This window comes from Cellulomonas sp. ICMP 17802, assembly GCF_041295535.1.
GTDB lineage: Bacteria > Actinomycetota > Actinomycetes > Actinomycetales > Cellulomonadaceae > Cellulomonas.
Genome location: NZ_JBGFQZ010000001.1, coordinates 698401 through 722943 on the forward strand (window position 1 = coordinate 698401; position 24543 = coordinate 722943).

General features: G+C 75.0%; 20 protein-coding genes. 11 read left to right on the forward strand and 9 right to left on the reverse strand.

Annotated features, from left to right (window positions below):
- Window positions 1–27 precede the first annotated feature (27 nt).
- Entirely contained in the window at window positions 28–897 is an 870-nt protein-coding gene (locus tag AB5970_RS03420; RefSeq protein ID WP_370502490.1) for a GNAT family N-acetyltransferase, read from the reverse strand.
- Window positions 898–1010: 113 nt separating this feature from the next.
- On the opposite strand from AB5970_RS03420, the gene AB5970_RS03425 reads away from it, so the two are divergent.
- The gene (locus AB5970_RS03425; protein ID WP_370502491.1) at window positions 1011–1766 is read left to right on the forward strand and encodes a DinB family protein; all 756 of its coding nucleotides are present in this window, start codon (window positions 1011–1013) and stop codon (window positions 1764–1766) included.
- Window positions 1767–1785: 19 nt separating this feature from the next.
- On the opposite strand, the gene AB5970_RS03430 is transcribed toward AB5970_RS03425, so the two are convergent.
- A complete protein-coding gene (locus AB5970_RS03430; protein ID WP_370502492.1) occupies window positions 1786–2133 on the reverse strand; it encodes a DUF6584 family protein in 348 nt (115 codons plus the stop codon).
- A 43-nt stretch (window positions 2134–2176) separates the two neighbouring features.
- Here AB5970_RS03430 and AB5970_RS03435 point away from each other — a divergent pair, with 43 nt between their 5' ends.
- On the forward strand, window positions 2177–2368 hold the full coding sequence (locus tag AB5970_RS03435) for a hypothetical protein (protein WP_370502493.1): 192 nt from the start codon (window positions 2177–2179) through the stop codon (window positions 2366–2368).
- A gap of 15 nt (window positions 2369–2383) precedes the next feature.
- On the opposite strand, the gene AB5970_RS03440 is transcribed toward AB5970_RS03435, so the two are convergent.
- A complete protein-coding gene (locus tag AB5970_RS03440) occupies window positions 2384–2806 on the reverse strand; it encodes a hypothetical protein (RefSeq protein ID WP_370502494.1) in 423 nt (140 codons plus the stop codon).
- 309 nt (window positions 2807–3115) lie between these two features.
- On the opposite strand from AB5970_RS03440, the gene AB5970_RS03445 reads away from it, so the two are divergent.
- Both AB5970_RS03445 and AB5970_RS03450 read left to right on the forward strand, forming a co-directional pair.
- Complete coding sequence (locus tag AB5970_RS03445) at window positions 3116–4525, forward strand: M15 family metallopeptidase (RefSeq protein WP_370502495.1); 1410 nt, start codon at window positions 3116–3118, stop codon at window positions 4523–4525.
- A 179-nt stretch (window positions 4526–4704) separates the two neighbouring features.
- Window positions 4705–6153: an MATE family efflux transporter gene (locus tag AB5970_RS03450; protein ID WP_370502496.1), complete on the forward strand. Its 1449-nt coding sequence runs from the start codon at window positions 4705–4707 to the stop codon at window positions 6151–6153.
- 1 nt (window position 6154) lies between these two features.
- Here the strand turns inward: AB5970_RS03450 and AB5970_RS03455 are convergent, their stop codons facing one another.
- A complete protein-coding gene (locus tag AB5970_RS03455) occupies window positions 6155–6844 on the reverse strand; it encodes an RraA family protein (protein WP_370502497.1) in 690 nt (229 codons plus the stop codon).
- Window positions 6844–7230 carry a hypothetical protein gene (locus AB5970_RS03460; RefSeq protein ID WP_370502498.1) on the reverse strand — a complete coding sequence of 129 codons (387 nt, stop codon included), beginning with the start codon at window positions 7228–7230 and terminating at the stop codon, window positions 6844–6846. The genes AB5970_RS03455 and AB5970_RS03460 overlap by 1 nt, the downstream gene beginning before the upstream one ends.
- An 86-nt stretch (window positions 7231–7316) precedes the next feature.
- Here AB5970_RS03460 and AB5970_RS03465 point away from each other — a divergent pair, with 86 nt between their 5' ends.
- The 3 genes from AB5970_RS03465 (at window position 7317) to AB5970_RS03475 (ending at window position 11028) form a co-directional block, all read left to right on the forward strand.
- On the forward strand, window positions 7317–7991 hold the full coding sequence (locus AB5970_RS03465; RefSeq protein ID WP_370502499.1) for a TetR/AcrR family transcriptional regulator: 675 nt from the start codon (window positions 7317–7319) through the stop codon (window positions 7989–7991).
- Window positions 7992–8060: 69 nt separating this feature from the next.
- Window positions 8061–9035, forward strand: coding sequence for an NAD(P)-dependent alcohol dehydrogenase (locus tag AB5970_RS03470; protein WP_370502500.1), 975 nt, complete (start codon window positions 8061–8063; stop codon window positions 9033–9035).
- A gap of 76 nt (window positions 9036–9111) precedes the next feature.
- Window positions 9112–11028 carry an alpha-amylase family protein gene (locus AB5970_RS03475; RefSeq protein WP_370502501.1) on the forward strand — a complete coding sequence of 639 codons (1917 nt, stop codon included), beginning with the start codon at window positions 9112–9114 and terminating at the stop codon, window positions 11026–11028.
- A gap of 6 nt (window positions 11029–11034) precedes the next feature.
- Here AB5970_RS03475 and AB5970_RS03480 read toward each other — a convergent pair whose 3' ends face one another.
- Window positions 11035–13233, reverse strand: coding sequence for a hypothetical protein (locus tag AB5970_RS03480; protein WP_370502502.1), 2199 nt, complete (start codon window positions 13231–13233; stop codon window positions 11035–11037).
- A gap of 63 nt (window positions 13234–13296) precedes the next feature.
- On the reverse strand, window positions 13297–13935 hold the full coding sequence (locus tag AB5970_RS03485; protein WP_370502503.1) for a TetR/AcrR family transcriptional regulator: 639 nt from the start codon (window positions 13933–13935) through the stop codon (window positions 13297–13299).
- Between the two features lie 16 nt (window positions 13936–13951).
- Here AB5970_RS03485 and AB5970_RS03490 point away from each other — a divergent pair, with 16 nt between their 5' ends.
- The gene (locus AB5970_RS03490; protein WP_370502504.1) at window positions 13952–15550 is read left to right on the forward strand and encodes an MFS transporter; all 1599 of its coding nucleotides are present in this window, start codon (window positions 13952–13954) and stop codon (window positions 15548–15550) included.
- Between the two features lie 69 nt (window positions 15551–15619).
- The gene (locus AB5970_RS03495) at window positions 15620–16369 is read left to right on the forward strand and encodes a hypothetical protein (protein WP_370502505.1); all 750 of its coding nucleotides are present in this window, start codon (window positions 15620–15622) and stop codon (window positions 16367–16369) included.
- On the opposite strand, the gene AB5970_RS03500 is transcribed toward AB5970_RS03495, so the two are convergent.
- Window positions 16366–16884, reverse strand: coding sequence for an allene oxide cyclase barrel-like domain-containing protein (locus AB5970_RS03500; RefSeq protein WP_370502506.1), 519 nt, complete (start codon window positions 16882–16884; stop codon window positions 16366–16368). The genes AB5970_RS03495 and AB5970_RS03500 overlap by 4 nt on opposite strands.
- 156 nt (window positions 16885–17040) lie before the next feature.
- On the opposite strand from AB5970_RS03500, the gene AB5970_RS03505 reads away from it, so the two are divergent.
- Window positions 17041–18351, forward strand: a complete 1311-nt coding sequence (locus tag AB5970_RS03505; protein WP_370502507.1) for a helix-turn-helix domain-containing protein — start codon at window positions 17041–17043, stop codon at window positions 18349–18351.
- Between the two features lie 284 nt (window positions 18352–18635).
- On the opposite strand, the gene AB5970_RS03510 is transcribed toward AB5970_RS03505, so the two are convergent.
- Window positions 18636–19763: a peptidoglycan-binding protein gene (locus AB5970_RS03510; RefSeq protein WP_370502508.1), complete on the reverse strand. Its 1128-nt coding sequence runs from the start codon at window positions 19761–19763 to the stop codon at window positions 18636–18638.
- A 345-nt stretch (window positions 19764–20108) separates the two neighbouring features.
- Here AB5970_RS03510 and AB5970_RS03515 point away from each other — a divergent pair, with 345 nt between their 5' ends.
- The gene (locus AB5970_RS03515) at window positions 20109–24515 is read left to right on the forward strand and encodes a hypothetical protein (RefSeq protein WP_370502509.1); all 4407 of its coding nucleotides are present in this window, start codon (window positions 20109–20111) and stop codon (window positions 24513–24515) included.
- The last annotated feature ends 28 nt before the right edge of the window (window positions 24516–24543 follow it).

Consider the following 24543-nt stretch of genomic DNA (forward strand, 5'->3'; position numbering starts at 1 on the left):
GGCACACGCTAGGAGTGCCCTCCGACATCAGGACGCGGCCCGGTACCGGTCCCGCACCTCGGGCAGGGGCTCGAAGCCGGCCGCCCGGTAGGTCGCGACGCCGCCGACGTTCGAGCTCGGGGTGCAGACGAGCGCGCTCGACGAGCCGAGGTCCCGGAGCGCGGCCGCGGCGGCGACGGTGATCGCCGTGCCGTAGCCCCGGCCGCGGTGGTCCCGGTGCACGCCCATCGGCTCGAGCAGTCCCGGCCTGCCCGGACCCGCCGACCACACGGTCACGGCCGCCACTGCCTCGCCGCGCCCGTCGTACGCGAGGAGGCACCGGGCGTCCGCGAAGGCCGGGCCGGCCGCCATCGCGTGCCAGCGCTCGGCCGTGAAGACCGACCGGTCGAACGCCGCCCGCTGCACCGCGGCGCGCGCCTCGGCCTGCTCCGGGCCGACGACCTCGATCCGCACGCCCGGGTCGGGGACGGGCGCGGCCAGGTCCCGACGCAGCGGGGCCCACGGCTCGTCGACGGGCCAGCCGGCCTCGGCCAGCAGGTCGCGGAGCAGGGCGTCGGCCGGTGCCTCGACGTTCACCCGGCCCGCCGGCAGGACGCCGCGCTCCGGCGTCGTCAGGTCGTCGACGAGCCGGCGCGCCAGCTCCTCGTCGCGACGCGCGTCGGGCGCGACCGTCAGCCGCAGGACCGTCGGCTCGTCCAGCAGCCCGACGGCGAGCACCCGGCCGGCCCGGCTCCACGTCCGCACCGCCGCCGCCGTCGCGTCGGCACCGAACCGCCAGAACCAGCCCACGTCGCCGGGGTGCAGGTGCATCGGGCCACCCTCGTGCTGCCAGTCGCGCAGGGCGTGCACCGCGTCGGCCAGCCCCTCGATCCCCGGTCCGCGCAGCTCGATCGCCATGCCCCGATCTCACACCACGACCCCCGCCGGGGTCGCCTCGTTTCCGTGGACAGTGTCAGACCCCGTCAGGACACTGGGTAGCGACTCAGACGGACCAGGCGAGGAGAACACCCATGGCCACCTTCACGCGCACGGACGAGCTGCAGGGGGCCGAGTTCGTGGGCGCGAACCTGCGGGGCGCGCGCTTCGTCGAGTCCGACCTCTCCGGGGTGGTCATGCGCGGCGTCGAGGTGGACGGCCTGGACATCGACTCGCCGTGGCTGCCGGAGGGGGACAGCTTCCGCGTCAACGGGGTCGACGTGATCCCGTTCGTCGAGGCCGAGCTCGATCGCCGGTTCCCCGGCAGGGCCGAGCGTCGCGCCGAGAGCCCGGAGGGTCTGCGCGCGGCCTGGGACCGGCTCCAGCAGACCTGGGCGGCGACGCTCGAGCGCGCCGCGGCCATGCCGGCCGGCTCGGTCGACGTCTCGGTCGGCGGAGAGTGGTCCTTCGCGCAGACCCTGCGGCACCTGGTCATGGCCACCGACATCTGGCTGGGCAAGGGCGTGCTGGAGCTGGAGCACCCCTTCCACCCGATCGGCCAGCCCGACACCTCGTACGGCGCCGACGGCGAGGATCCCTCGGTCTTCGACGCCACGGCGCCGTCCTACGCCGAGGTGCTCGAGGTCCGGGCGGGGCGTGTCGCGATGGTGCGCGACTTCCTCGCCACGGTCACGCCCGACCAGCTGGCGGAGATCCGCACGAACCCGCACAACCCCGAGCACACCGAGACGGTGCTGCACTGCCTGCACGTGATCCTCGAGGAGGAGTGGGAGCACCACCGGTTCGCGGTGCGCGACCTCGACCTGATCGCGGCCGGCTCCGCCGGCTAGAAGATCCAGCGGACGACGGTCACGGCGCCGGGTGCGGACCTCGAGCAGGCGCTCCCGCGCGAGCTCGGTCGCCGCGCCGTCCTCGGACCCGGTCCAGCGCAGGCCCCCGCATGATCCGGACCGGGTCGCGGCCGCACGCGCGCTCGAACGCAGACACCTCGTCCTGGTCGCGCTGCTCGGCGAGGTACGACCAGCGCCCGGCCTCGACGCGATCACCGTCGAGCCGGTAGATCTCGGCGAGACGCTCACGGGCGTCCAGCGCCTGCGGCAGGCTCAGGACCAGGCTCTGCAGACGGGTGCGCGCCATGGCGACGTCGCCCTTGCGCAGGTCCTCGTCGACCCGTGCCAGGGTCCGCTCCACGGTCACGGGCGTCACCTTAAGTTGTGGCCGCCGTGCGCCGGGACAGCATTTGCCTGTCGTCGGAGTCGTCCTGCAGAGACCGCGCCGGCTGTCCGGCGCGGTCTCCCTGGAGATCCCGCCGCCGGACGGCCCGGCGCGCCTGCACCTGTGGCTCGTCGACGACCTGGACGTCGTGCATGCCCGGACGTTCGTCGACGCGGCCCCGATCGAGGAGCCGAACCGGCGCGGCGCCCGGGCCTGACCTGCCCGGCGCCCGTCAGGCCCGCGGCTCGGTGCGCGGTTCGGCGGGCGCGGCGGCGGGCGGTGCGGTGCTCGGTTCCTCGACCGTCACGTCGGGGTCGATGCGGTCGGCGGTGCTCAGCCGCTCGTCGAGCTCGGAGCGCGCGCCGCTGGCCTCGGCGCTGCGGGCGCGCGCCTCGTTCTGCAGCGCGGCCGCGTCGGCGGCCCGGGAGTCGGCCTCGGCCTGCGCGAGACGCGCCTGCGCGTCCAGCCGGGCGGCCTCCGCCTCGCGGCGCTGGACCTCGACCTGGTCGGCGGCGGCCTGCTCGCGGATCTTCTGCGCGCGGGCGCGCTCGGCGTCCTCCCGGCGGGTCCCCCGGCGCCGGCTGACGGCGACGGCGACGACGATCACGACGAGCACCACGATGGCCACGATGACCCAGACGGTTGTCTGGTCCACGGTGCACCTCCTTCGGTCAGGCCCCCTCGGTTGGCATTGGACTGCCGTCCGGGTCCGGCCGCAACCGGAGACCGTGCGGGGCGGGCATTCATCCCACGGGTGCCGGGGGCTCACCTCGTGTTCGCCCGCCTCGGGCAATCTCGCCCTCGCCACCACTCGACGCGCGCCCGCAGGCAGTGGCATGGTCGACTGACGAGGCACCGCGGAGGCAGGCCTGTGCTCGTATCGCGACGGAAGACCCGAGGCCGCCACCGTGCGCGCCCTGCTCCGGGCGCGCGCCGGCCCGAGGCTGTCGCCGCCGCGTGGTCGGTGCTGGTCCTGTCCGCCGCCCTGGCGGCCGCGCCGACGTCCTCGGTCGGGTTCGCGCAGCCGACGCAGCCGGAGGCGGCGGTCCGTCCGGCCGTCGAGAAGTCGGCGCCGCCCGAGCCGACCCGGCAGGCGCACCGGTGGGCGCTGGACCGGCTGGACCACCGCGTGGCGGCCGTGCAGACCGCGACCGTGACGCTCGTCGGCCGCCCCCTCGACCCCGTCGAGCCGGCAGCCGGCCCGGCTGCCCTGCCCCGGCTGCGGCCCGACGTGGCGGTCGCGGTTGTCGCGCCCGCGGCCACGCCCGCGCTCACCGCGGAGCGGCTGCCGGACCGGGTGCAGGTCGCGCAGAAGCAGGTGGCCGACGGGGACGTCGCCGCCGCCGCGCGCGCGGTGCAGTCGGTGGAGACGGACGTGCTGCTGGTGGCCCTCGACCTCGCCGACCAGTCGGCCCAGAACGCGGCCCTGGCTCGGCTGCTCGTCGGCGCGGACCCGCACGTCGCGGCCCTCGACACCGCCGTGCTCGCCACCCATGCGGCCGGCGACCTCCGCGACGTCGTGGCCGCCGCGGCGTCCGCGGTGCAGGCCCGGGACGCGGCGGCCGGCATCACCCTGGCCGCGCAGCAGGCGGCGACGACGGCGGACGACGCCACCAAGGCCACGATCGCGAAGGCCGAGGAGCAGGCGCGGTCGACCGACGGCTACACCAACGGGAACATCCCTCTCGAGGTGCTGTGCGCGGTCGCGTTCGCGCCCGAGCACCACCTGCGCTGCGACGCCGCCGACGCGCTGGCGCGGATGAACGAGGGCTACCGCGCGGTGTTCGGGCACGACCTGGTGATCACGGACTCGTACCGGAGCCTCGCGGCACAGGTGACCACCAAGGCGGCCAAGGGGTACCTCGCCGCCGTGCCGGGCACGTCGAACCACGGGTGGGGCCTGGCCGTCGACCTCGGCGACCAGGTCGACAGCTACCGCTCGGCGCAGTACGCGTGGCTGCGGGCCAACGCGGCGCTCTACGGGTGGCACCACCCGACCTACATGGACGAGGGCGGCCGCGGACCGCACGAGCCGTGGCACTGGGAGTTCGGCACGACCGACGACCGGGGCAGCGGCACGTCGACGCCGATCCTGGTCAGCGGGCAGCCGAACCCGGCGACCCCGGCGACGCCCCCCGCGGAGCCGGGGACCGTCGAGCCGAGCCCCGCACCGACCGAGACCCCGACGCCGACGCCCACGCCGACCCCGACGCCCACGCCGACCCCGACGCCCACCGTCACCCCCACTCCGGAGCCCACCCCGAGCCCGACGCCGACCCCGGAGCCGTCGCCGAGCGAGTCGGCCCCGCCGACGCCCACGCCGACCCCGGACCCGAGCCCGACGGGCGACCCGACGCCCGTGCCGACGCCCTAGCCACGTCGTGCTGCCGCGGCAGATGCCCGACTCCTCCTGATCCGGCGACGCACCGGGTGTGACCTGCATCAATTCGCTTCGTCGGGCCGGGTCGTATCGATACGATCGAGATCGACGCGACCCCGCACCACGGACCTCCGCGCCCTTTCTTCTGCCCCTCACAGTCCCAAGGTCTCGCTGTGCCCAAGGTCCTCACCGCCGGACGCCCCTGGCGCGTCATCCTCCTGTTCGCGGTCCCGCTGCTCGTCGGCAACGTGGTCCAGCAGCTCTACCAAGCGGCCGACGCCGTCGTCGTCGGCCGCGTCCTCGGTGTCGACTCGCTCGCCGCCGTCGGCGCCACCGGCAGCCTGCTGTTCCTGCTGCTCGGGTTCGCGTGGGGGATGACCAACGGCTTCGCGATCCCGACGGCGCACGCGTTCGGCGCCGGCGACCACGCGGCCGTGCGGCGGTCGGTCGCGGCCGGGACGGTGCTCTCGGCGGCGACCAGCGCGGTGCTCACCGTCGCGGCCCCGCTGCTGGCCGGCCCGGCACTGCGGCTGCTGCAGACGCCCGAGGAGCTGCTCCCCGAGGCGACGACCTTCGCGGTGATCAGCTTCCTGGGCGCCAGCACGATGATGTTCTTCAACTACCTGTCGGCGATCATCCGGGCGATCGGTGACTCGCGGACGCCGCTGGTGTTCCTCACGATCAGCTGCGTCCTGAACATCGTGCTCGTGGTCACCGCGGTGGCCGGCCTTGGCATGGGCGTCGCCGGTGCAGCGGTGTCGACCGTCCTCTCGCAGGGGGTGTCGGTCGCGCTCTGCCTCGCGTTCGTGCGGCGACGGGTCCCCGTGCTGCACGTCCCCCGGGCGGCCTGGCGCGTCGATGCGGTCGAGCTGCGTCGGCACCTGCGGCTCGGGCTGCCCATGGGGTTCCAGGCGTCGATCATCGCGATCGGCGCGCTCGCCGTGCAGGTGCGGCTCAACGAGCTCGGGCCCGACGCCGTCGCGGCCTACACGACGGCCGTCCGGGTCGACGGGCTCGCGGTCGCGCTGCTTGCGTCGCTGGGCCTGGCGGTGTCGATGTTCGTCGCGCAGAACCTCGGCGGCGGCCGGCCCGACCGCATCCGGCGCGGCGTCGTGCAGGGCATGGGGATGTCGGTCGTCGGCTCGGCGGTCCTCGGCGTCGTGCTCGTCACCGGCGGGTCCTCGATCATCGGCATCTTCGTCGGCGAGGGCGAGCGGCGCGTGGTCGACATGGCCGCGCACTACCTGCTGGTCAACGGGGTGCTCTACGTCGTGCTCGGGGTGCTGTTCGTGCTGCGCGGCGCGCTCCAGGGCCTCGGGCAGACCGTGGTCCCGACGATGACGGGCGTGATCGAGCTGGTCTGCCGGGTCGGTGCCGCGAGCGTGCTCGGCGCGGCGTACGGCTACGGCGGCGTCGTGTGGGGCAACCCGCTCGCGTGGATCGGGGCCGTGGTGCTGCTCGCGCCGGCCTACGTCGCCGCGCAGCGCCGCCTCGCGCTCCAGCCGGTGACCGGCGACGTCGGGGAGCCCCTGGCCGTCCGGCCGCCGCGGCGGATCACGCGGATCCGGCGCCGCGGGCCGTCCGTCCGGCGCGCGCGGCGGTCCCGCGTCCCGTCGGCCTGACTCACTCCTCGATCGCCGCGTCGAGCGAGCGCAGGTGCTGGCGGAACGTGGTCCCGTCGCGGTCCCGGGCGACCAGGTAGTCGGCGAAGCGGGTCTGCTCCCGCAGCGTCGTGCCGACGTGCATGAGGTCGGCTTGGTGGCGCTCGGTGTCGCGGATCCGGGCGGCGACCGCGGCGATCTCCGGCGCCCGGTCCGCCGGCAGGAACACGACGCCGTCGTCGTCGGCCAGCACCACGTCGTCGGCGGTGACCGTGTGCGTCCCGCACGCGGCCGCGGTCAGGGCGTCGGCGGGCTGCGGGTCGAGGCGCTCCGGACCGCCGGGATGCGCCCCGAGGCTGAACACCGGCAGGGCGATGTCGCGCAGCTGCAGGCTGTCGCGGTGCAGACCCCAGATGACGATGCCCGCAAGGCCGGCGCGGGCCACCTCGAGGGCGACCAGGTCACCCACGCACGCCTCGTCCGTGCGGCCGCCGTTGTCGACCACCAGCACGTCCCCCGGCGACGCGTGCCCGAGCGCCTCCAGGAACACGTCGACGCTGCCCACGTGCTGCGCGGGCCGGGCGTGCCCGACCAGGTGGATGCCGGGCCACAGGGGGTGCACCGACGGCGGTGCGCACCGCACGGGGATCCCCAGTCGCAGGCACGCGTCCGCGACGTGCGCCGTGGTCAGGTCCGCGAAGAGGCCGTCCATCAGGCCCGCAACCCTCCGTCGAGCGTCCGGCGGTCGCCCTCGAACGGTCGCAGGGCGTCCGGCGCGGGGAACGGGAGGACGTAGCTGGGCGTCACGGCGTCGACGGCGCCGAAGTCGTCCACCTTCACGACGACGCGCTCCGGCGTCACCTCCACGATGCGCACGCGCTCGCGGGTGCCGTCCGGCCGGTCGAGCTGCCACAGGTCCGCGATCCAGTGCAGCCCGCGCTCGTCGAGCGCCTCCTCCGCCTGCAGCCAGTCGACGGCTCCGGTCACCTCGCGGCCCAGCGCGTCGAGCGCCACGAACCCGTCGCCCTCCGGTCGGATCCAGCCGACCGGCTCGCGGTCGCCCGGACGGCGGTGCTCGATCCAGCTGTCGTGCGGCATCGGCTGATCGTAGCGATCGGGCCGGCGCCGTCGCCGTGCGGCCCGGGCCGTCGCCGTACGATCCGGGGGAGGAGAGGGTGGTGGCGATGACGGCAGAGCCGGTGCGGGCGACGGAGCCGCGGGTGCCGCTGAGTCGCGAGCGGGTGCTGCGCACGGCGGTCGCGATCGCCGACGAGCACGGCATCGCGGCGGTCACCATGCGCCGGGTCGCCGACGAGCTCGGCGCGGAGGCGATGTCGCTGTACCACCACGTCGCGAACAAGGACGCCCTGCTGGACGGGGCCGTCGACCTGGTGGTCGCGGAGATCAACGACGCCGTGGACGCGCTCGAGCCCGGGCCCGACTGGAAGGCTGCGGTGCGCGCGCGGATCCTCACGGCGCGCGCGGTCCTGCTCCACCACCGCTGGGCGTCCCGCGTGCTGGAGACGCGCACGGCCGTGAGCCCCGAGGTCGTGCGGTACCACGACCGGCTCGTCGGGCTCCTGCACGCCGGCGGGTTCTCTTACGACCTCGTGCACCACGCGCTGCACGCGCTGGGCAGCCGCGCGCTCGGGTTCAGCCAGGAGCTGTTCGACCCGGGCGCCGGGGCGTCCGCCGCCCCCCTGCCCGCCGCGCTCGCCGCCGACATCCCGTCCCTGGTGGCCATGCTGGCCGAGGTCGGCCACGACGACCCCGGCTCGACCCTGGGCTGGTGCGACGACCAGACCGAGTTCGAGTTCGGGCTGGACCTCCTGCTCGACGGCCTCGGGCGGAAGCTCTAGGCCCTTGACCAACCTTACGGCGTAAGGCACGCTGGTCGAACGCAGCCTTACAACGTAAGGGAGTGTCCGATGAAGGCCATCGTGCAGAGCCGCTACGGCTCGCCCGACGTGCTCACGCTCGACGACGTCGACGAGCCCGAGCCCGCGCCCGACGAGGTCAAGGTCCGGGTGCGGGCGGCGTCGCTCAACGCCCGCGACTGGCACCTCATGCGGGGCGACCCGTACGTCGCGCGGCTGTCCGCCCAGTTCGGCCGGCGCGGACCCCGGCAGCCGATCCGGGGCTCCGACTTCGCCGGCACGGTCGAGTCGGTGGGTGCGGGCGTCACGCGCCTGCGGCCCGGCGACGAGGTCTACGGGGAGTCCGACGGGGCGCTCGCCGAGGTCGTCTGCGCCCCCGAGCGCCTGGTGGCGCGCAAGCCCGCGAACCTGACCTTCGAGCAGGCGGCGGCCATGCCGCTGGCGGCCACGACCGCGCTGCAGGGGCTCACGGGTCGGGTCCAGCCCGGCCAGAGCGTCCTGATCAACGGGGCGTCCGGGGGAGTGGGCACCTTCGCCGTGCAGCTGGCGCACGCGCTCGGCGCCGAGGTGACCGCCGTGTGCCGCACCCGGAACGTCGAGCTCGTCCGGTCGCTCGGGGCCGACCACGTCGTCGACTACACGCGCGACGACCCGATGCGGACCGGGCGTCGCCACGACGTGCTGTTCGACCTCGTCGCCAACCGCTCCCTGCGCGACCTGCGGCGCGCGCTGACACCCACGGGGACGCTGATCCTGTCCGGCGGTGGCGTCTCGGAGGGTGGGTCGCTGCTGGGCCCGATCGGGCTGCTGGTGCGCAGCCGCGCGCTGGCCCCGCTGGTCCGCCAGCGGGTCGTCGTGCTCTCGGTGGTGCCGGGCGCCGAGCACCTGGACGCGCTGCGGGAGCTGGCCGAGGCCGGGACCCTCGTGCCCGTGATCGACCGGACCTACCCCCTCCCCGCGGCGGCGGACGGCCTGCGCTACCTCGAGGGCGAGCACGCGCGCGCGAAGGTCGTCATCACCGTGTAGCGCATGACGGCGCCGCCGCGCGCCCCTAGGGTTTCGCTCAGGCGCAGCGCCGCGCCGGGTCCCTGAGGGGGAGCGCATGGCGATACCGACCGACGTGCTCACGGCCGCCGCCCCGGCGCTCGAGGGCCTCGACGACGGCCGCCGGGAGCTGTTCGCGCTGCGGCTCGAGCGCTGGTGGCCGGACCTGCGCGACGGCCTGGCCGCCGTGTACCCCGGAGCGCAGGACCTGCCGGCCCGGCTGGTCGCGGCGGCCGCCCGCGCCTACGCCGAGCGCGACCCCGAGCTCCACCGGCTCGACCAGCAGCGCACTCTCGCGCCCGACTGGTTCCAGCAGCCACGCATGCTCGGGTACGCCACCTACGCCGACCGGTTCGCGGGCGACCTGGCCGGGGTGCGCGGGTCGGTCGACTACCTGCGGGAGCTGGGGGTCACCTACCTGCACCTCATGCCGTTGCTGCGCCCGCGGGAGGGCGACAACGACGGCGGCTACGCCGTGGCCGACTACCGCCGGGTCCGCGACGACCTGGGCACCATGGACGACCTGCGGGCGCTGGCCACCGACCTGCGGCGCGCCGGCATCAGCCTGGTGCTCGACCTCGTGCTCAACCACGTGGCGCGCGAGCACGAGTGGGCGGTCCGGGCGCGCGCGGGGCAGCAGCGCTACCGCGAGTACTTCCACGTCTACCCCACCCGCACGCTCCCCGACGCCTACGAGCAGACGCTGCCCGAGGTGTTCCCCGACTTCGCGCCCGGCAGCTTCACGTGGGACGACGACCTGCAGGGCTGGGTGTGGACCACGTTCCACTCGTGGCAGTGGGACCTCGACTGGTCGAACCCGGAGGTGTTCGCGGAGCTGACGGACGTCGTGCTCCACCTGGCCAACCAGGGCGTCGAGGTGCTGCGCCTGGACGCGATCGCGTTCCTCTGGAAGCGCATGGGCACGTCCTGCCAGAACGAGCCCGAGGTGCACGCGATCACCCAGGCGCTGCGCGCGGTCGCGCGGATCGCGTGCCCCGCGGTCGTGTTCAAGGCCGAGGCGATCGTGGGGCCGGCCGACCTGGTGCACTACCTGGGCACCGGCCGGCACCACGGCAAGGTGAGCGACCTGGCGTACCACAACGCCCTCATGGTCCACGTGTGGTCGATGCTCGCCTCGAAGGACGCGACGCTGGCCAGCCACGCGCTGCGCGCCCTGCCGCCGATCCCGGCCACGACGGCCTGGGTCACGTACGTGCGGTGCCACGACGACATCGGGTGGGCGATCTCCGACGACGACGCCGCGGCGGTGGGCCTGGGCGGGTACCCGCACCGGCACTTCCTGTCGGACTGGTACGCGGGGCTCTTCCCGGGGTCCGACGCCCGGGGGCTGGTGTTCCAGCACAACGCCGCGACGGGCGACCGGCGGATCAGCGGGACGGCGGCCAGCCTGGTCGGGCTGGAGGCGGCGCGGGCCGCCGGCGATCCCGCGTGGGTCGACGCCGCGGTCGCGCGGCTGCTGCTCGCGCACGCCGTCGTGCTGGGCTGGGGCGGCGTGCCCGTCGTGTGGTCGGGCGACGAGCTGGGCATGCCGAACGACCCCGCCTGGGCCGACGAGCCGGGGCACAGCGACGACAACCGGTGGGCCCACCGCCCGCGGCTCGACCCGGCGGCGGCGGCCCGGCGCCACGACCCCGAGGCCGTCGAGCGGCGGGTGTTCGAGGGGCTGCAGCACCTGGCCGACGTGCGGGCGTCGCTGCCGCACCTGCACGCGTCGGTGGCGAGCGAGGTGGTCGGACCCGACGACCCCGGCGTGCTCACGGTCGTGCGCCGGCACCCGCTGGGACCGCTGCTCGCCGCCTACAACGTGACGCCCGACTGGCGGCCGGTGCCCGGGTGGCGGCTGCGCGAGCTCGGGTTGTCGTCGGCACGCGACGCGCTCACCGGCGAGCAGGCCGCGTCGGGGGACGACGACAACCTGTGGCTGGCGCCCTGGCGGGCGGTCTGGCTGGCCTGAGGGCGGTCAGGCGTCCTCGCCGGCGGCGGCCCCCGCGGCGGGCGCCGGCTCGGCGCCGGTCGCCGCCGTGGTCGCCGCGGTGCCTGCCGTTCCCACGGCATCCAGCGTCTTCTGCAGGAGCGGAGCCAGGCTGGTGAGCAGCGCTCCGAGATCGGTCACCCCCGGGGCGGGAGCGGCCGCGACGGTCCCGTCCGGCGCCGTGGCCTGCAGGAGTGCGGGCGCTGGCGGCGGCGAGACCGTGGGCCAGCCGATGGTGTCGAACCCCAGCGCCGTGCGCGACGGCTGGAGGTCGGGCTCGGCGCTCGCCGCCCCGCGCATGGACTCCACCCACGTGCCGCCCGTCGGGGTGGAGACGAGCTCGCGGATGGGGTCGAAGCCCCACGTCGGGTGCACGTCGTCGCTCGCCGTGTAGAAGGCGAGGTGGTTGCCGACGGCGCCCAGGGGCTGCATGTCGCCGAAGCGCTCGCCGGGGAAGCGGAGGCGCAGGCGGCTGAACCGCGACATGGCGTCGGCCTGGACGTCGATCACGAAGCGGTAGTAGCTCAGGTAGTGGTTGAGGTGGCGCAGCAGGAGCGTCAGGTCTTTCGGCGTCTTCCCGTCGGCCGCAGAGGCCGGTGCCCGGTCGGGCGGCAGCGGCTTGTTCGGCGGCAGGTAGCTGGTCTCCTCCGGCGCGAGCTCGATCGACCGCCAGGGCTGGAGCGGGACCTGACGACCGTCGGACAGGGTCGCCGTGAGCCGGAGCTCGCTGACCTCCGCCCGACGGTCGACCTTCACGCCGGGGTTGTGGAAGGTCAGCCCGATCCCGGCGAACGTCGACCAGGCGACGTCGACGGGAAGGTCGACCGCCGTCGGCTGGGAGACCGGCGGCTGCCCCAGCGAGTGCTCGGTGGTGGTCGTCGCGCGCTCGTCGTCGCCGCTCGAGACCACGAGGCCGATGCTCGAACCCCGGCCGCCCGCGTCGTCGCTGAGCACGACGGAACCCGTCAGGCGGACGAGTCGCACGGGCGCCGGCACTGTCGGCTCGGGGTCGTCGTGGTCGCCCGCGACCCAGGCCGCCGCGGCGCGCCCGAGCACCGGCTCGAGGGCGGGGTCCAGCAGCCGACCCTGCAGCTGGGCGCGGTGCAGGACGGCGTCCTCCAGGGTCAGCGGCTCGCTCAGGCGGTCCACCTCGACGAGCAGGACGTCCCGGCGGTCGAGCTCGACGGTCGAGACGAGCCACTGCCGCACGACGGAGTAGGCGGCGAGGTTGGTGGCCGCGTGGGTGCTGGTGCTGCGCAGCGCGCGCAGGGTGCGGTCGTCGGTGACCTCGTTCGAGGTCGACGCCAGCGACTCCAGGGCGGCCGCCCGGAGCTGTCCGGCCGCTTCGTCGATCCCCGCCGAGATCCGCCGGCCGACCTCGGCGCCGGAGTCGACCTCCGCCTCGGCCGTCGCGTTGGTGACGCCGACCTGGAAGGCTCCGGCCACCTCGCTGATGAGCGCGGCGACCGGGTTGAGCGCGGGGTTGGTCGACGTCGTGCGACTCCCGCCCAGGCCGAGATCGATGCCCCGCGCGTGCGACCGGGACGTGAACGCGACCCGCATCGCCTCCGACGTCGTGGCCAGCGACCGCGAGTGCGCCTCGTGCCGCCACTCGTCGCTCGACCGGCCGGCCGCGTCGCTGCGGGCCGAGGAGCGCGCGATCACGGCGCTGACCAGGCTGTCCTCGGCCGGGGCGAGGTGGCGCGTCGAGACCCAGTCGTCGAGCGCCCACCCGAGGGGCTCCCAGTAGGTCCGGAACCGGGTCAGGCGTCCGCGGGCCACGCCCGGGCCCAGCTCGGCGAGGGGCGTGAGCTGGTGGAGCGTGTAGCTGGTGCTGACGCCGTTCGTCGGGAAGCGGCCGACTGGAGGCTCTCCACCGGCCCGTTCCCGGTTCGACTCCACGCGCGGGTCGACCCGGAAGGCGAACGAGTCCCGCTCGGGTGCGTGCGAGATCGTGATGGGAGCCCCTGCCGAGATCGCGTCGGCGACGGAGGACCGACGGGACTGGAAGCCCGGTGCGGTGATGAGCATGACCGTCTCGGCGTCGACCGCGTCGTCGAGCTCCACGACCGCCTGGCCGGTGTCGTCGGTCGTCGCCGACACGGGCTCCGTACCGGCATCGACGGAGACCTCCACGCCCTCGACCGGTCGACCGGACTCCTCGACCTTCACGGTGATCGGCTGCATCGCACTCCACCCGAGAAATCCGACAAAACAGACAGGGCCGTTCGCAGTGTGGCCCTGCCGCGCCTACCTGTCGAGCGGAGCGGCCGTCGCGGGGGAGCCGGTGGCCAGCGGCAGGATCACCGTGTCGATCATCTGCACCACGAACTCGTCGTCGATCCGCTGGCCGGCCACCATCTTGCGGTAGGCGATCATGGCGGGCGCGACCGCGGCGACCATGTCCAGGTCGATGTCCTGGCGCACCTCGCCGCGGGCCTGGGCGCGCTCCAGCAGGCCGCGCATGAGGTTCACGCGGGTGCGCACGAACTGCTCGTGGAACACCGCCGCGACCTCGGGGTTCTCCTTCACGGCGGACATCAGGCCGGACATCAGCTCCGAGTCGTCCGTGCGCGGCCGGCCGTAGCGGATCGCGAGCAGGTCGGAGCGCAGCGAGCCGGTGTCGGGGATGTCGTCGACGGTCTGCGCCACGCCGCGTGCGCAGACGACGGCGTCGACCGTGAGCTGCACCTTGGACGACCAGCGGCGGTAGACGGTGGCCTTGCCGGCTCCCGCGCGGTCGGCGACGGCGTCCATCGTCATGCCGTCGAAGCCGCGCTCGGCCAGCAGCTCGCGGGCGGCCAGGAGGATCGCGTCGTCCTTCGAGACGTCGCGGCGGCGTCCGGCTTTCCGGGTCGTCGTCGTCCCGGTGAGGTCGTCCACGCTCATTCGTCGCCCTTTCGTCGTGCCGCCCACTCTAGCCGCACTAATCGATACTGGGGGGTTCCGGAACTCACCAGTTCCGTATTACAGTCGCTCCACCGACCACGACGTCCTCAGGAGCACCGCCATGTCGTCACCCCTCACGACCGCACCGGAGAGCCGGCACCGCTGGCTCGTCCTGGCCACGGTCGCGCTCGCCCAGCTGATGGTCGTGCTCGACGCGACCATCGTGAACATCGCGCTGCCCTCCGCCCAGGCGGACCTCGGGTTCAGCGACAACGACCGCCAGTGGGTGGTCACCGCCTATGCGCTCGCCTTCGGCAGCCTGCTGCTGCTCGGCGGCCGCCTCTCGGACATGTTCGGCCGTCGCCGCATGTTCCTCATCGGCCTCGTGGGCTTCGCCGTCGCCTCCGCCCTCGGCGGCGCCGCGCAGAGCTTCGAGCTGCTGGTCGGGGCCCGCGCCCTGCAGGGCGTGTTCGCCGCCGTCCTCGCGCCCGCGGCGCTCTCCGTGCTGACCACCACGTTCACCGTCCCCAAGGAGCGCGCCCGCGCCTTCGGCGTCTTCGGCGCCATCGCCGGCATGGGCGGGGCCATCGGCCTGCTGCTCGGCGGCTACCTCACCGAGAACTTCAACTGGCGCTGGAACCTCTACGTCAACGTGGTCATCGCCGTCGTCGCGTTCGTCGCCGGCTCCGTGCTGCTGTCCCGCATCGACACCAAGCACGACACCCGCGTCGACGTGCCCGGCGTGATCCTGGCCTCGACCGGCCTCTTCGCCCTCGTGTTCGGCTTCTCGCAGGCCGAGCCCCAGGGGTGGGACGCGCCGGCGGTCTGGGGCTCGCTCGCCGCCAGCGTGGTGCTGCTGGTCTCGTTCGTCCTGCGGCAGCGCACCGCGGAGCACCCGCTGCTGCCGCTGTCGATCGTCCAGGACCGCGACCGCGGGGCGGGCTTCCTCGCCATCCTCGTCGCCGGCTCCGGGATGTTCGGGGTGTTCCTGTTCCTGACCTACTACCTGCAGCTCTCGCTGGGGTACACCCCGATGCAGACCGGCACCGCGTTCCTGCCGATGGTGGTGTTCATCATCATCACGGCGCAGGTCCAGTCGAACATCCTGGTCCCGCGGTTCGGCCCGAAGCTGCTGGTGCCCACCGGCATGCTGCTGGGCGCGAGCGCGATGCTGTGGTTCACCACGCTCCAGATCGACAGTGGCTACCCGCGAGTGCTGGTGGGCCTGGTCGTCATGGGCATGGCGATGGGCTCGATCATGCCGGCGTCGTTCCAGATCGCCACGCTCGGCATCGCGCCGCGGCAGGCCGGCGCCGCGTCGGCCATGGTCTCCACCAGCCAGCAGGTGGGCGGGGCCATCGGCACGGCCGTGCTGAACACGCTCGCCGCCACGGCCGCGACCGCGTACGTCGCCGACCACGCCCCGGCCACCCCGCAGGTGCTCGCCAACGCCGCGCTGGAGAGCTTCTCGGTCGCCTACACCTGGGCCGCGGGGATCTTCCTGCTCGGCGCGGTGCTCACCGCGACGCTGTTCCGCACCCGCGCGGACCGGGCGGCACGGCTCGCGCTGGCCGCCCCCGCCGTGCACGACGAGGCACCGGTCCTCGCGCACTGACGTCCGCTCGGTTGACCGCGGCCCTCGTCCCCGGTCAACCGAGCGGCGTCGCGCGCCGATAACCCCCGGGTGATCGTCACCCTCGCGCTGGACCTGCCACCGGGCACCGTCCTCACCGACCCGGTCCCGCCGCTGCTCGACCTCCTGGTCACGGTGGGGGTCTGGGCGGCCCTGGTCCTCGCCCTGGTCTGGCTGCGGCTGGTGTGGTGGCGGGAGCGGATGATCCGCAAGGTCGCCCGGGCCCACCCGGAGAGCGCCGACCAGCTCCGCGCCGCGGCGCGGTCGATCTCGCTGTTCGCCCGGCCGGCGCCGGCGCCGGCCGATCCCTCCGCCCTGACCCACCGGATCGTCGTCGCGCCCCTGGGCGACGGCCGACCGGGCGAGTCGTTCCGCGCGCCGGGCCCCGACGTCGGGTTCTCCGACCTCGGGGTCGACGGGTCACGCCAGGACGCGCGCGTCCTGATCGCCGAGCGGACCCACCTCCTCGTCGTGTGCCTGGGCCGGGTGGGCCGGCTGTCGGGCGGCGAGGAGATCAGGCCCGCCGCCGAGCGCGTCCACCGGGTGCGGGAGGGCTACGTGGCACCGCAGGCCGCGATCGGGCCGGTGGACCGGGTCGACTGCGCGCTCGGCGTCGCCTGGCGGACCACCTGCACCTACGGCGGGGCCGCCGTCCTGACCGACACGCACGTCGACCACGACGGCTGGGCGTTCGTCGTCGGCGTCCTCTCGTACGCCTGGCACGCCCGGGCCGTCGAGGCGCTCGACCGGGTGCTGGCCACCTGGCAGTGGATCCCCGACGAGGGCCCAGGCGTCGGCTAGCGGCGGTCGAGCGCCAGCACGAGCGTGCCCGTGCCGTCGCCGTTCTCGGTGAGCGTCAGCTCGCCGCCCGCACCGACGTAGCGCCCGGTGCCGCCGACGATCGCCAGCGTCTTGACCGGCGCGTTCGACGCCCGGCCCTGGGCGGCCACCTGCCCGTCGGGCAGCTGGTAGGTGACCTGGCAGCTGAGCAGGATCGGCGGGTCCGCGGCCACGACGGTGGTCACCGTGCACGTGCCGCCGCCGGCGCCGACCTCGGTGCCGTGGCGCAGCAGGGTGTCCTCGAAGACGATCTGGTCGCCCCGGCTCGGGCTGAGCTCGGGGTCCTGGAACGACGTGACCTCGCGGACCCCCGTGGGCCCGAAGTCGAGCAGGAAGAAGTCGGAGAACCGGACGTCGAACGTCAGGGTGCGGCCGGGGGCGGGCTGTCGGTTCGCCGAGTCGCCGGCGAGCGACGCGCCGGTGAGCGTGAGGACGCCGAGGCCGGCGACGACGGCGGCGGTGAGTGACCTGTGCATGGCGATTCCTGACTCCTGGGAGGGAACGACCGACCGCAGGACCGCGGCCCGACTCGACGTTCCGCGCCCGCGTCGGTGCCGTCAAGGGCGCCCGGCGGCGGCGCGCCCGGCGGCCGCCACCTATCGGAGCGCGCCGCCCGTACCTATCGTGAGACCGTGCAACCGCTGAGCCGACGAGTCCGCGACGCCCGGGAGAAGGCCGGGCTCAGCCAGGGCGAGCTCGCGCGAGCGGCCGGCGTGCACCCGACCTACATCTCCCACGTCGAGCGGGGGACCCGCACGCTGGGCCCCGACTCCCTGGCCCGGGTGGCCGACGTCCTGGGCGTCCCGGTGGCGTACCTGGTCGACGGCGAGCGCGCCCCCGAGTACCGCTCGGCGGAGAGCGCCATCGTCGAGGCCCGCCGCCTGTCGCGCATGGGGTCGGCCAAGGACGCGGCCGAGGTGCTCGCGGGCGCCGACGTGTCGGGGCTCGACGTCGACGCCGCGGCCCGGGTGGGGCTCGCGCACGCGGAGGCGCTCGACGTGGCCGGCGACCTCGAGGGGTCGGTCGACGTGCTCGAGGGGGTCTGCGCGCGGCTGATCGAGGGCCGGCGATACACGCAGGCCGCCTACGCCGCGATGCGGATCGTCATGGCGCTGACCGAGGTGGGGGACCTGCAGCGCGCCGTGACCCGCGGCGAGGAGCTGCTGGCGCTGCTCCCGGCGTCGGTGGCGGGTTCCGACGAGGTCGTGCGGCTCGAGTCGACCATCATCTGGGCCTACGTCGCGCGCGGCGACACCACGTACGCGCGCTTCCGGGGGCGGCAGCTGCTCGCGCACACCCGCGAGCACGGCTCGGCGCGGGCCGTCTCGTCGGTGCACTGGAACCTCGCCTTCGTCGACGACGCCCTGGCCGACCCGGACGCCGCGCTGGTCCACCTCGAGGCGGCCATGGCGCTCGCGGGCGCCGACGAGATCGACCGCGACCTGCCCCGGCTGCGTCTCGACCGCGCGTTCCTGCTGGTCACCGTCGACCCGCCGCGGCCCACCGAGGCGCTGGCGGAGCTGGACGCCGCGCAGACCGCCCTGGAGATCGGCGAGTCGCAGATCGAGCTGGCCCGTGTCGAGTCGGTGCGGTCGCGCGCGTGGCTGCTGCTCGACGAGCCCGGGGCGGCCCAACGCCACGCGGCCGCCGCCGTCGAGCTGCTGCGGGACGGCGTGCGGCGTGACGCGGCGGCGGCGCACGAGGCGCTGGGCGACGCGCTGCTCGCGCAGAGCGCCCGCACGGAGGCCGTCAAGGAGTACCGGTCGGCCGCCGAGCTGCTGGACATGATCGCGTCGGGCCGGTCGGCCGCGACGCTCTGGCGGCGCATCGGCGACCGCCTGCGGGTGGCCGGGGACGCGGACGAGCGCGTCGTCGAGGCCTACGGTCGCGCGCTCGCCGCGGCGGGCATCCGAGGGGCGGTGCCGCTCCCGCCGAGGCGCTGAGGGGTCGTGCTGTCTACCGCGGTGTCGAGCGCGTCATTGCGCCCAAGACACTCGTCTGGGGACCATGCGGGGTGTACCGGAGAGTCCGGCGCACCCTCGGGAAGGTCCCCTCATGAAGAAGCTCAGCATCGCCCTCGTCCTCGCCCTCGCCGCCGTGCTCGCCGGCGCGACCGCGTCAGCCGCCGACTCCCAGGTGCTCGCCAGCCCCTGCTGCAAGATCTGAGCAGGCCGAGCGTCGTGTCGCCGCACCCGCCCCCCGGTGCGGCGACAAGGGGGCGCTGCGCTCAGACTCCCCGCGTGTAGAGGGCGGTCCATGTCTGCGGTCCGCCGATCCCGTCGACCTCCAGGCCGTTCGCCTGCTGGAACGTCTTCAGCACGGCGGACGTCTGCGGGCCGTGGACGCCGTCGACGTCGATGACGGCGCCACGGTCGTGCAGCCGCTGCTGGTAGGCCCTGGTCACGGCACCCGACCGGCCCTTCTCCGTCGACCCCGGGAACGCCGGGACCAAGGCGGCCGCGGCGCGGCTCAGGGGTCCGAGGATGCCGTCCTGGACCAGGCCGGCGGCCAGCTGGAACGCCTTGACGGCCGCGGTCGGGTCGGTGATGCCGTCGACCGGTCCGGTGTAGAAGCCGAGGCGGTGCAGGATCGTCTGCACCTCCTGCCGCGCGGGGTCGGCGGTCTGCTGGGTGTCGCCGCCCTCGAAGATCGTCACGAAGCCCACCACGTTCGCCTTGCGCACCTTCCGGGCGCACACGTTGCCGTTGTACTGGGAGCCGTTCACCTTGGCGGACGTGTTGCCCTCGATCGTGGTGAGCGTGCCGTCGGCGTGCACGGCCTCGACGATCCCGACGTGGCAGACGGGCGGGGTGCCGCGGCCGCTCGAGGAGACGGTGGGCCACATGAAGAGGATGAGGTCGCCCGGGTGGGCGCCCGACGTCTTCCACTTCCCCCGGTCCTTGCCCCACTGGACGATGTTCGGGGTCCAGCCGGTGGCAGGCCCGTCGGCGATGCCGGCCTTGCGCAGCACCCAGCACGCGAAGTAGCCGCACCACGCGGCGTTGGCGGGGGCGCTCCAGTACTGCCGGTACTTGGAGCCGCCGATGGTCCCCAGCTCGGCGCGGGCGATGCCCAGCGCGGTGTGGGCGGGCGAGACGTAGTCGTACTGGTACCCCGGGCCGGGCGGTCCCGGCGGGGGCGGCGGCGCGATGGGGTCGCGGGTCTGGCCGGTGCCCGTCGGGTCGAGCCAGTCGACCACCGGGTCGGGGTCCGCGGAGTACGTCTCGACCGGGATCGTGTCGTTCTCGATCAGCACGCCGGGGGGCATGTCGTCCGCCGGTGCGACGCTCAGCGGGCCTGTGGCCTGCAGGGAGGTGACGGCCGGCGTGCGGTCCGGAGATACGGTCTCGTCCATCGCTCGACTCCTGTGTCCTGGATAGGTCCGTCATCCTCCAGGAGCCGCATGATCGTCAAGGGATACAGCACGTTTGTCACGTCGATGCAGAAGTTTCCGGGGTGCGCGATTCCACCCGCGGGATTCACCCGGACGGGCGGCCTGGACGTTTGACCAGCACCACATTCGTGCCGCACACTCGTCTTGACGGTGCGCATCGCCTGCCCCCTGCGCGGTGCGCACCGTTTCTACGTCCGGAGAGCGGGACGGGTCCCCTGACCCGCCCCGCTCTTCGTGTCTGCGGGGTTGCCGCGCTCCGGCGCGCCATGCCCGGGATCATGCGGCAGCGCGGTTAGCGTTCCCAGGGTGACCGTCCCCGTGCGCACCACCGGCCCGGGACCCGACCAGGCTCCTGAGACCGGCGCAGACCCCACCGACCGCCCGGTGCTCGTCGAGCCCCCGACGCCCGCCGAGGTCCTGGAGAGCGCCGTCGCCACCTGGCGCGCGTCCCTCGTCGAGGCCGCAGGTGGGTCCACGCTGGTCGACGTCGAGCTGCTCGGCGAGGCCGCGCTCGACCTCTCCGCCGCGCACCCCTCGGGCATCTCGCAGCTGTTCGCGGGCCGCGAGACCCGGCTGTCCAACCTCATCCGCGAGGGCGCCGCGCTGTCGACCGCCCGTCGCCGCGCGCGGGCCGTGAGCGCCCGCGCCGCCGTCTACGCGCAGCGGTACGGCATCGCGCCGACGTCCCTGGCCATCGGCGTCGCCACCTGGACCGAGCGCACCACCCCCGACGTGGCGAGCGACGACGTCGCCGCGCTGGCGTCGGTGACGCGCCAGCGCACCCCGGAGGGCGAGCAGCAGGCCGAGGCCGCCCCGCGCACCGTGCGTGCGCCCGTGCTGCTGCGGCCCGTGACGCTGAGGGCCCGCGGCTCGGGCGAGAGCGACTACGAGCTCGCGCTCGAGCCGTCGCTGGAGGTCAACCCCGTGCTCGCGCGGGCCCTGCGCTCGCGCGGCGCGCTGCTCGACCCCGGCGCGGTCGCTCGCGGCACGTTCACCACCGACGGTTTCGACCCGCGCGGGGCGCTGCAGCGGCTCACGTCGCTGGGGGAGGCCGTGCTCGACGACTTCTCGATGAGCGAGCGCGTCGTCGTCGGCACCTTTGTGCACCCCGGCCAGATCCTGGTCGACGACCTGGACAACCTCTCCGGCACGCTCGAGCGCCACGAGGTGGTGTCCGCGCTCGCGGGGGTCGACGAGTCCCGCGCCCGCCTGCGTCGGCAGCTGCCACCGCCGGTGCGCGGCGACCGGGACCCGGGCCTCGAGCGCGGCGTCGGCGACCTCGACCCGGCGCAGCAGCACGTGCTCGACATGGTGGCCACCGGCACCCACCTCTTCGTCGACGCCCCGGCCGGGGCCGACGTCACCGGCACGCTCGCCGCGCTGGTCGCCGACGCCGCCGCCACGGGCCGCACCGTGCTCTACGTGCCGGGCCACCGGCGCGCGGCCACGGCGCTCGCGGACCGCCTCGCCGCGCTCGGTCTGGGCGACCTGCTGCTCGACGTGGCCCCCGACGCCGGTTGGCGGACGGCCATCTCGCGACGCCTGCTGGGCGCGATGACGCTGGAGGCGCCCGCGGTCGACACGCACGGCGTCGTGGCGCTGCGCGGCGAGCTCGTCGCCACCCGTGAGCGGCTGCGGTCCTACGTGGACGCCCTGCACGCCGAGCGCGCGCCGTGGGGCGTGTCCGCGTACGACGCCCTGCAGCAGCTGGCCCGCCTGACGTCCGCGCGGCCGACGCCGAAGACGACCGTGCGCCTGACGCCGGACGTCGCCCGGGTGCTCGACGCTCCCCGCCGGGCCGACCTCACCGCGGATCTGGTCCGCGCCGGCGAGCTCGGGGCGTTCCGCGTCCGGCCGGTCGACACCCCCTGGTACGGCGCCGACCTGCGCACGCGCGCCGACGCCGACAACGTGGTCCGCCGCCTCGCGCGCCTGCTCGACTCCACGCTCCCGGCCCTGGTCGAGCGCACCGGACAGGTGGCCGCCGAGACCGGGCTGACCCAGGCGACGTCGGCCGTCGCGTGGGCCGAGCAGCTCACCATGCTCGACGGCGTCCGCGCCGCGCTCGACGTCTTCCAGCCGATCGTCTTCGAGCGGACTGCCGCCGACCTGGTGGCCGCCACGGCCACCAAGGAGTGGCGCGCCGAGCGCGGCCTGGAGATGGGCTACTGGCTGCGGCGTCGGCTGAGCAAGCAGTCGAAGGACATGCTGCGGCCGGGCCGGCCGGTCGCGGACCTGCACTCGGCGCTGCTCGAGGTGCAGGCGCAGCGCGAGACCTGGCAGGCGCACTGCCCCTCCGGCGGATGGCCCCGGCTGCCCGACGGCCTCGAGCACGTCGAGGAGGAGTTCGCCGCGGTGCGCGCGGACCTCGACGCGCTCGACGAGGTGCTGGCGACCACCCCCGGCGGCGCCGGGTTGTCCAGCCTGCCGTTCGCGGCGCTGACGGAGCGGCTGGCCCGCCTGCGCTCGGACACCGACGCGCTCGCCGACCTGCCCGACCGCACGGGCCTGCTGCACCGGCTGCGGTCGGCGGGCCTGGGCCCGCTGGTCGACGACCTGGCCACCCGCCGGATCGACCCCGCGCTCGCCGCGGCCGAGCTGGACCTGGCCTGGTGGAGCACGGTCATCGAGCAGATCCTCGGCGAGGACCCGGCGCTGGCCGGGTACGACGGCGCCGCCCTGGGCGCGCTGTCGGCCCAGTACGCGGCGCTCGACCGCGCGCACGTGGCCAGCCTGTCCGGCCCGGTGCTCGGCGCCGTCGTCGGGCACGTCTCGCACGCGCTGCGCCAGCACCGCGAGCAGGCCGAGGCGCTGTTCGCCGACCTGGTCGAGGAGCGGCTGACGTCGCTGCGCGACACGGTCGTGCGGCACCCCGACGTGGCGCGCCGTCTGCGGCCGGTCATCGCCGCGAGCCCGATGCTGGTGCCGCAGGTGCTCCCGCCCACCCGCACGGTCGACCTCGTCGTCATCGACTCGGCCGCCCACCTGCCCGTCGAGGTCGCGCTCGCCGCGGTCGCCCGTGGCCGCCAGGTGGTCGTCGTCGGCGACGCGAGGTGCGCCTCTGGCACCGCCGTCCGCGAGCTGGCGGCCGTGCTGCCGTCGGTCGCCCTGCGGGCCGACTCCTCGCGCCGCGACCCCTACCTGACCGCGTTCCTCGCGGCGCACGGCTACGGCGGCGTGCTGCGCCCGACGCCCCTGCCCCAGCACCTCCCGCTGGTGGCCCTCGACCTCGTCGACGGCACCGGCATGCCCGACGCCGAGTCCGGCTCGGTCGACTCGACGCGCGAGGAGGTCGAGCACGTCGTCGAGCTGGTGCTCACGCACGCCCTCCTGCGTCCCGACGAGTCGCTCGCGGTGATCACGGCGACGGCGACCCACGCGGAGGCCGTCCGCGAGTCGGTGCTGACCGAGGTGCGCGGCAACCCCGCGCTGGCCGCGTTCTTCGACTCCGGCCGCGTCGACCCGTTCGTCGTCACCGACCTGCCCAACGTGGCGGGGCTGCGCCGCGAGGCGATCATCCTGTCGCTCGGGCTGGGCCGCACCCCGCACCGGCGCGTGCTGCACACCTTCGGGCCGATCTCCGGTCCCGGCGGTGACGCCCTGCTCCTGGACGCCCTGGGCTCCACGCGGCACCGGCTCACGGTCGTGTCCTGCTTCGGGTCCGACGACCTCGACCCCGAGCGCCTGCGCGGCGCCGGCCCCCGGCTGCTGGCGGACCTGCTGGCGTTCGCGGCCCGCCGCGCCGCCGGCCAGGACGTCACCGACCTGGTCAGGCCCGAGCCCTCCGACCCGCTGCTGCGCGAGCTGGCGGCCGCGGCCGCCGCCGCCGACGAGGCCCTCGCCGCCGCGACCGAGCCCGACCGCCTGCTGCTCGACCTCGCCGAGCGGCTCTGGAAGCACGGCCTGCTGGTCGAGGCCGACCACGGCATCCCCGGCGGCGACCGGATCCCGCTGGTCGTCGGCCACCCGGACCTGCCCGGCGAGATGCTGGTCGCCGTCCTCACCGACGACGAGTCGTACACCGCCGAGCCCAGCGTCCGCGTCCGCGACCGCCTCACCGCCGACCGCCTCGAGCGCGTCGGGTGGAGCGTCGTGCGCGTCTGGTCGGCGGCCGCGTTCATCGACCCGCAGGCCGAGGTGGACCGCATCCGCCGCGCGGTGCACGCGCGCGTGCCCGCACCCGCCCCGCCCCGCACCGCCCCTCTGCACCTGGGGCTGATCGACGAGGCCGACGACACCGAGGAGCTGCCGGCGCCGACGGACGCCCCCGCGGCGCCCGCGACGGGCGCCTGGTCGACGGTCGACGTGATCGACGAGCCCGCGGCCGAGGAGCTCGCGCCCGAGAAGCCCGCGCTCGAGGAGCCCGTCGACGACGCTCCCGTGGACGTCGCCCCTGCCGACGAGCCCGCGCCCGCTCCGCTGGACGTCGTCGAGGAGCACACGGACGAGCACGACGCGCGACCGACCAGCCGCGCCCTGCAGCTCGCCCTCGCGGTGCCCACGCGGCAGCGCCCCGACGTCCGGCGCGGCCTGCCGATCGGCGCCTACAGCGACGACCAGCTGGACGAGCTAGTGGCCTGGCTGCAGTCGGACGAGCAGGAGCGCACCCGCGAGCAGCTGGCCGCCGCGCTCCGCGACGAGCTGGGCATCACGCGCCGCTCGTACCGGATCGACACCGCGGTCCGCAGCGCGATCACGCGCGCGATGCGCTGACCGCGGCGTCGCGGTCCGTCGGCCGCGG